This window comes from Bradyrhizobium hipponense (genome assembly GCF_008123965.1).
In the GTDB taxonomy this organism is placed as follows: domain Bacteria; phylum Pseudomonadota; class Alphaproteobacteria; order Rhizobiales; family Xanthobacteraceae; genus Bradyrhizobium; species Bradyrhizobium hipponense.
Genome location: NZ_VSTH01000150.1, coordinates 45,286 through 53,453, shown reverse-complemented (window position 1 = coordinate 53,453; position 8,168 = coordinate 45,286). Strand labels below are relative to the sequence as shown.

At 61.9% G+C, this 8,168-nt stretch carries 5 protein-coding genes and 1 pseudogene; 3 read left to right on the top strand and 3 right to left on the bottom strand.

All coding sequences use genetic code 11. From position 1 onward, the window contains the following. Positions 1 to 1,802: AIPR family protein (locus FXV83_RS35660; RefSeq protein ID WP_148744218.1), on the bottom strand; the 1,802-nt coding region annotated here is incomplete at its 3' end. An 802-nt stretch (positions 1,803 to 2,604) separates the two neighbouring features. Then, positions 2,605 to 3,030, bottom strand: a complete 426-nt coding sequence (locus tag FXV83_RS35655) for a hypothetical protein (protein ID WP_148744217.1) — start codon at positions 3,028 to 3,030, stop codon at positions 2,605 to 2,607. 111 nt (positions 3,031 to 3,141) lie between these two features. Here FXV83_RS35655 and FXV83_RS35650 point away from each other — a divergent pair. From FXV83_RS35650 to FXV83_RS35640, 3 genes and pseudogenes are all read left to right on the top strand, one after another. After that, positions 3,142 to 4,050, top strand: a pseudogene (locus FXV83_RS35650) (YifB family Mg chelatase-like AAA ATPase); the annotation flags it as partial. 111 nt (positions 4,051 to 4,161) lie between these two features. Next, positions 4,162 to 4,629, top strand: coding sequence for a hypothetical protein (locus FXV83_RS35645; RefSeq protein ID WP_148744215.1), 468 nt, complete (start codon positions 4,162 to 4,164; stop codon positions 4,627 to 4,629). A 122-nt stretch (positions 4,630 to 4,751) separates the two neighbouring features. Next, entirely contained in the window at positions 4,752 to 6,980 is a 2,229-nt protein-coding gene (locus tag FXV83_RS35640; RefSeq protein ID WP_148744214.1) for a PAS domain-containing hybrid sensor histidine kinase/response regulator, read from the top strand. Between the two features lie 228 nt (positions 6,981 to 7,208). Here the strand turns inward: FXV83_RS35640 and coaA are convergent, their stop codons facing one another. Then, positions 7,209 to 8,165, bottom strand: a complete 957-nt coding sequence (gene coaA, locus FXV83_RS35635; RefSeq protein ID WP_148744213.1) for a type I pantothenate kinase — start codon at positions 8,163 to 8,165, stop codon at positions 7,209 to 7,211. Between the last annotated feature and the right edge of the window lie 3 nt (positions 8,166 to 8,168).

The following is an 8,168-nucleotide window of genomic DNA, read 5'->3' as shown; positions in this document are numbered from 1 at the left end:
CGCAATCCCCGGAATCCGCATCCTGCGGAAGCACGTCCCTTTGCAACGCCAGCCAGGTAGGCCGTTATGTGATTGAAAAACGCATTGCTCTTCAGCAGAACGGGCCAGCTCTTGTCGGCCTTGTCTTTGTTGTTCTTGGCAAAGTCGATGATGTGGAGCAAGTGCGCGCGAATTATTTCGTCTGCCTCCACGCTAACGATTTTAGGAATGTTCTTCAGATCCGTCTTTCTAATCTCAACCAATTCCTTGTAGACGGTGCCGCACATAAACAACGAGCACTGCGGGATCACTTGGTGCATCACGTCGCTGTGTCTCTCTGCTAGAAGCGTTCCCAGAATCGGTTCATAGACAGTTTTTAGGTTAGTCGAAGCCTGCGCTTTCCGCCTGATTGCGGTGAACCGCCTCACAAAGTCATCAAGCCTTTGTTTCAGGTCGTGAGCGATCACGATTTTCTCTGCGGTCATGTCACCGGAGAAGATTCGCTCGTAGTAGCCGCCATCCTCAACCGAGAGAAAAATCTTCTTCACGTTCTTCTTCGCGATTTCCGGTTGGCCATAAAATGTGGCGGTGTAAGCTTGCGCGCCGTCCTTCAGGCGAATGACACGGCCGTCAAGGGAATGGCCAATACGCCTCTCAAGGGCCACTCGCTCGGTCTCCGTCAGGCTAGTCAGCTCTCCCTCTCGCCGTTCCAGCAACCACCCAAGCGATGCAAGCGCATGATCGAGTTGAACGACGCGCTGATCGTTCGACCGCAGGAAACCGGTGCCAACTTGGTTTTGATTGTTTTGATTGACCGCGACATCGTTAGCGAAGTCCTTGTGACCACTTGACGTAATTGCCCTCGCCGGGACGATAACGTCTGACTTCAGTTTCTTTTTTTCGAGAGCCCTATGCAGAGCGCGGATTGTTTGACCACCGTTTACGACTTGAGCCTTCTCCAAGGTCAACGTCTTTTGGAAGACGTCATAGAACGCTTTCTCACAGAGGAACGTCACACCGTTATTGAAGTGGAGAAAGTTGACAGAACTATCGCCCGAACACGTGGCCTCGATTGACCTATTGGTCGCCGTATCGCGCTGATCGACTCGAATGTTCCTCTGCAACAATCCCTCTCCGTGTTGCGCGTAAAGTTCGGCCAACGTGTTTCCAGGAATTGAGAATAGGTAGCAATCCGCAATGCCGGATCGTTGGGTGTATGGTGTTACCGGGACATCAAGCCGCAGCGGATCTTTAACAGCCGGAAGGGAGTGCTGGTAGAAACGCTCTTGAAGGACTTCGATAGGCTGTTCATCCCACTCAATGAAGCTGTCGGCGGCACGGCCCTTTAACATCCCGACGAATGCGTCAAGTTTGACCTTTGCCTCGGGAGCCAGCCCAGCGCCGCTGCTAACGAAGTGAATGCGATAACCATTTGGGACCTGTTGATAGAGCTCTTCAAGTCTGGCCTTAAGATCAGGATTTGCTACCGCCTCATGCTTTCGGTTCAAAATCAAGCCTAAGCCGGAGATGACCTTATCTACATCGCCAGTTGGGATCCCCTTGTCGATGTTCTGCGGGTTCTTGAGTTGATAGAAGTGGACCAGTTCATCATCGTCGATCCACAGGGCGTCGATACCGAGATCCCCGCCACCGTCACAGAACACTTCCTCGACTTCCGCGTCCGTGAAATCATGGAGGCGGTTGAAATACCAATACAGGAGGGAATGGCCTCTTTCCGTTAGACCATGGTGGTCGGAAAGCGTCTTGCATTCGGCCTCAAGTTGCTCCTTGAACAACGAGAGCAGCGGATTGACAGCGGTCATAGGATCCCCTCTAGCGACGGTTTGCAGCCACTGCTAGCACCTTAGTTCGACTGCAACCACTCGTAATGCCCGAAAAGTTTGAGAGAGCCTCAATACAAATAGCGGGGTCAGGGGCCACGCTGCTCGCCTTCCTTGGGCGACAGCCGCACCCCCTTATGCCGGACATCTGAAATTAGAGAGCGGGGTCGACCAAGAAGGGGCCCGGTGCGCGACACGGGAGCCTCCAGTTTCGCCACTGACACCGCGCCTGAGGCTTTCTTAGGAGTTCACGGAAGCCGCGCGGGAGCTCTCAGGGCGCTAACTTGCCCGCGTGTGCCAGCCCCACCACTGCATGCGCCGCAATCCGATTATTCGGCAGAGTGCCGGCTCTCTCGAATCATGTCGGCCGAGCGAACCACCTGCTCACGTAGGGCTTTGCCCGCGAGATACACGACATTGGATAAATACACGGTGCAGAGAATGATGGTGGCTATAAGCACCAAAAATTGGATATCGCCCATTAGTCTCCCGCCTCGCTCCGGCGCGTTTCGTATGTTCGTCATCTATGCACTTTGAATTCTCGCTGCCAACGCTAGGGCCGGACTACGATTGGACGAGCCGGAACAATAAGAGCAGCAGCAGCCCGCTAAGGGACCCATACGGTACTTTCAGCGAACCACACCGCCCTGTGCAGTTGAGCAAAGGCCCAAGGCTTTAGCCCCACTTTTTGGAAAGCAGGGGAGGCCCAAATCGTGGCCAAGGGGCCCACGCCTCCAAGGGGACCCGAGGCCGCGCTCGTCAACATCCATAGGTAATTCCCCCGTCAGTCATACCATGGGGCCAGCATCTCCTCTTTCTGGAAGGTGCGGTCGGTGCGGTAGTAGCTTGTAATGGTCTCGTCGCCATTGCCCGCGAAGAGCCCGTAGAGCCCGAATTCGTTGATGTCTTTGAAATAGAAGCCCACGCGATATTCGGGGCCATGGTTGACGTGAAAAGCCGACAGATGCGCCGTCTCAAACAGTAACTCTCCGTCCTTTGCCTTCCGGCGCGTGCGGGAGAATAGGTCCTCGCATCGCCCCTCGCGTTGGCGCCAGTCATACTCTCTCATACCAGTCTTGATATGTTCGTAGAGCAGCTTGTCTCTCGTTAGCCTGGCAGACGCGACCTTCGCGGCTTCCGCCTGCTTCTGGCTGCGCCAGAGAATGAAGGCTCCCACAGGCACCGCAATCATCAAAAAAGACCAATCCATCCCTCGCTCCTCCCCTTCGCACTATCGCCCCCAGTTTGGGGCTGCTCAACCGGCCAATGGTATTGCAGCAACCGCTCGCGCTTTCGGCTGGCCGCTTTTTGTCATTGACGAAATCACCTGCTGATGATCGGTGCGCCCGGCGCCGGCAAATCGATGCTGGCGGCGCGGCTGCCCTCGATCCTGCCGCCGCTGTCGCCGGGCGAACTGTTAGAGGTCTCGATGATCGCCTCCGTCGCCGGCGAGATCCAGGGCGGCGCGCTGACCGCGCGGCGGCCGTTCCGCTCGCCGCATCATTCCGCCAGCATGGCCGCGCTCACCGGCGGCGGCATGCGGGCAAAGCCCGGCGAAATTTCGCTGGCGCATCAGGGCGTGCTGTTCCTCGACGAGCTGCCCGAATTCGATCCGCGCGTGCTGGATTCGCTGCGCCAGCCGCTGGAGAACGGCGAGGTCGCGGTGTCCCGTGCCAATCATCGCGTCACCTATCCGGCGCGCTTCATGCTGGTCGCGGCGATGAATCCTTGCCGCTGCGGCAACGCATTCGAGCCCGGCTATGCCTGCAAGCGCGGCCGCATCGATCGCTGCACCGGCGATTACCAGGCCCGCATCTCCGGCCCGCTGATGGACCGCATCGACCTGCGCATCGAGGTGCCGGCGGTCACCGCCGCCGATTTGATCCTGCCGCCCGCGGCAGAAGGATCAGCCGAGGTTGCCGCGCGCGTGGCGGCGGCGCGCGACATCCAGCTCGCGCGCTATGCGGATGCCGGTCTGCCGCGTGTGCGCACCAATGCCGAGGCGCCGGCTTCGGTGCTGGAGGAAATCGCAAAGCCCGACGCGCAAGGCGCCAAGCTGCTGCGCGATGCCGCCGAAACCATGCGGCTGTCGGCGCGCGGCTATCACCGCGTGCTGCGGGTGGCGCGCACGCTCGCCGATCTCGACGGCACCGAGAAGATCGGCCGGCTGCATCTTGCCGAGGCGCTGTCCTACCGCGCACTGGCCGAGGATGTACGCCAGTTGGCGTGAGGGCCGTGCCCATCAACCCGGCGGTAACGAGTTTCCTTTACTCTCTGCAAACCATAAGGCCCCACGCGTTTTCCGGCACGAGTTCCACCGGGGCCTGGCGAGTAAAGTGTCATGTTGCGTTTCAAGATCCTGGCCTCGGTTATTCCCCTGTTGGCGGCTGCAGTATTCGCCCGCACAGAGATCGGATCGGTCTCGCATCCCTGCATCGCGCTTGGCGAGACCACGGTCGAGCTCACGTCGCTGTTCTGGACGGCCGCCGTGCACGTCGCCTTCACCGAAGACCCGGCACGGGCCACGGTGCGGGTTCAGGTCACCGACGATCCTGATGCCGCGGATTTCGCCGTCGTCGACGATGGCCTAGGTTCGGAGCCGGATTCCTGCCAGGCCAATCCGTCGACGCGCCTCATCACGATTGCCGCGCAGCCCGTCGATGGCGGCCCGGTGATCTATCTCTCCAGCGAAGGCCCGGCGGATTACCGCATCTATGTGCGCTCGAAGACGTTTTCGCAGCGCGATGCGGCGGCATTGATCGTCGGCGCCCACGGCGGCCACCGCCACCTCCAGGCCGCCTCGCTCTGAGACGTTAACGCCTCGTCAACCCTGTTTGGCAGCAGCCCCAGAGCCTCAAGCTGTTCGCAAGGTCGGCGAGACATCGTCGCACACGGCAGTGGGGTTTCGGACAAGAGTCGGGGTCGGTTGCGATGGGTCGGACGTTCCGGATCAAGGTGCAGATGCGCCGCTTCAGGCGCCGCCATCCCAGAATTGCGTTCGCGATCCGCTCGTTCGTGATCTTCTCGGCGACTTTTGGCGGCGCCTTCGGATTCATTACCGGCAGCCGGTCCGAGAATTCCGGTTACGATCCCAACGCGTTCGCGATCGGCGCGAGTTTTCTGTTCGCGCTCGCTTGCCTTGGCCTGGCGACGCTGAGCATGCGGCTGCGCTTCGTCAACAAGCGGCTGCGCACGCTGGCCGCTCACAATGAAGCGCTGATCGATCGCAATTGGGAGCTGAAGGAAGCCGAAGAGCGCGCCCGCAGCCTGTTCGAGCAGCAGGGCGATCTGATCGTGCTGCGCGATCATCAGGGCCGCATCACCTTTGCCAACGATGCCTATTGCGTGCTGGCCGGCCGGCCGCGGAGCGCGCTGCTCGGCACGCGCTTTGATTTCGACGTGCTGGAGCAGGGCGAAAGCGCGCGCGAAAGCAGCGGCACGCGCATGCACGACCAGAAGATCGCGACGCCTGCCGGCGGACGCTGGATCGCCTGGCGCGAGGGTTTTGTGCGGCTCGATGCCGGCCAGGGCGCCGAATTGCAGAGCGTCGGGCGCGATGTCACCGACCGGACCGAGACCGAACGGGCGCTGTCGCAGGCGCGCGACCAGGCCGATGCCGCCAACCGCGCCAAGTCGCGCTTCCTGGCGATGGCCTCGCACGAGATCCGCACCCCTCTCAACGGCATCATCGGCATGGGCGGGCTGTTGCTCGACACCACGCTGACGCCCGAGCAGGCAGCCTATGCCAGGGCGGTGAAGACCTCGGGCGAGGCGCTGATGGCGCTGATCGAGGAGCTGCTCGACTATTCAAAGATCGAAGCCGGCAAGCTCGACCTCGAGCAGCGCCCGTTCGCGCTCTCGACCCTCATCGAGGACATCACCGAGCTGCTGGCGCCGCGCGCGCAGGCCAAGAATCTCGAGATCGCCGCCTATGTCGACGAGCGCCTGCCGCTCGAAGTCGTCGGCGACGCGGCGCGGCTGCGCCAGGTGCTGCTCAACCTCGCCGGCAATGCCATCAAATTTACCGCGAGCGGCGGCGTCGCGCTGATCGTCGAACCCGGGATAGGGCCGAACGAGATCAGCTTTCTTGTGCGCGACACCGGCATTGGCATCGCGCCCGAAGCGCGCTCGCGCATCTTCCGCGAATTCGAGCAGGCCGACGAGCGCGTCGCCCGCACCTACGGCGGCACCGGTCTTGGGCTTGCGATCAGCGAGCGCATCGTCAAGCGCATGGGCGGCCGCATCACGCTCACGAGCGAGCCGGGCCAGGGCTCGACCTTCGAGATTGCGATTCCGCTGGCGGCATCGCAAGCCGGCACGGGGCAGACCGCATTCCCTAGCCCCGACCTCACCGGCAAGTCTATCCTCCTGATCGCCGACGGCATCGAGGCCGCGCTAATCGCGCGGCGGCTGGAGCGCTGGGGCGGCCAGACCTGCATGGTCTCGGATGCCGCCGTGGCGGCGGCGCTGCTGCCCGAACGGTCGTGGCATGCGGTGCTGATCGATCGTGCGCTCGGTCCTGACGTCGCCGACCGCCTGGGCGAAGCGGCTCGCATACACGCGGCGCAGCGGCTCGTGCTGCTGACGCCGAGCTCGCGCCACGAAAAACTTTCGGCAGCCTTCACCGGCTTTCTGGTCAAGCCGCTGCGTGCCGCCTCGCTCGCCGCGCGGCTATCGCTGGCGCCCGAAATTGTCGCACCTGATCTCGCCCCCGAGCCGCCGGTTGGGAGCACCGCCAATGCAACGCCCGTAAAATGCCTGTCGATCCTCGTCGCCGAAGACAACGAGATCAACGCGCTGTTGATGCGATCGCTATTGACGAAACTCGGCCACCTCGTCGTCATCGCGGTCCATGGCGAGGCCGCGCTGGAATCCTGGCTCGCCGCGGCATCGGCCGGCGCGCCCTACGATCTCGTGCTGATGGACATCCAGATGCCGCAGCTCGACGGCATCGAGGTAACCAAACGCATCCGCGCGCACGAGGCAGCCACAGGCGGCCGCCACACGCCGATCCTGGCGCTGACCGCCAATACGCTGGTGGAGGACCGCTATGCCTGCTTCGAGGCGGGCATGAATGGGTTTTTGATCAAGCCGCTGGACCGCGAGAAGCTGGAAGAGGCGCTGGCGGGGCTAGCGGCGGCGCGGCAGATTGCGGTGTAGCGGGCCCTCTTCGCTCGTCATTGCGAGCGAAGCGAAGCAATCCAGAATCTTTCCGCCGTGACAGTCTGGATTGCTTCGCTGCACTCGCAATGACGATGCGGTAACAGGCGTGCGTCAAGCGCTAATACTGTAGGGTGGGCAAAGCGAAGCGTGCCCACCATTCACGTTCGACCATGGGGCATGGTGGGCACGGCGCGCGAAGAGCGCGCCTTTGCCCACCCTACGAAGCTACAGCCTCCTCAGCGCCACGCTCTCCACCACGTGGTCGGGGCCCTTCTTCAGGATCAGCGTCGCGCGGGGGCGGGTCGGCAGGATGTTGTCCTCGAGATTGGCGAGGTTGGTGCGCTCCCAGATCGCGATCGCAGTGGCGGTGGCTTCCTCGTCCGACAACAGGGCGTAGCGGTTGAAGTAGGACTTTGGGTTGATGAACGCAGTGTCGCGCAGCGACAGGAAGCGCCGGATGTACCACTGCCGCAGCGCCGCTTCGTCGGCATCGATATAGACCGAGAAATCGAAGAAGTCGGAGACGACCGGCACCGCCTTGCCGTCGCGCGGCAGCTTGCCGGTTTGCAGCACGTTGACGCCCTCGACGATCAGGATGTCGGGTTGGTCGATCTCGGCCCATTCGTTCGGCACGATGTCGTAAGTCAGATGCGAATAGACCGGCGCGCGCACATGGCGGCGGCCGGCCTTGATGTCGGAGAGGAAGCTGAGCAGCAGCGGCAGGTCGTAGCTTTCCGGAAAGCCCTTCTTCTGCATCAGGCCCTGCCGCTCGAGCACGGCGTTGGGATAGAGAAAACCGTCGGTGGTGATCAGTTCGACCTTCGGGCGCGGCGACCAGCGCGCCAGCAGCGCCTGGAGCACGCGGGCCGTGGTGGATTTTCCGACCGCGACCGAGCCGGCGACACCAATGATGTACGGCATCTTGCGGTCGCGGATGTTGAGGAACTGGCGCTCCGCATAATACAGCCGCTGCATCGCATCGACATAGATCGACAGCAATCGCGACAGCGGCAGGTAGATGTCCTCGACCTCCTGCAAATCCAGGCGATCATGCAGCGAGCGCAGCCGATCGAATTCGCCCGGCTCCAGCGTCATCGGCGTGTCGTCGCGCAGCCGCGCCCATTGCTCGCGCGTATAGATGCGGTACGGATTGTACTGCTGCTCGGGTGCGCGGATATCCATAAC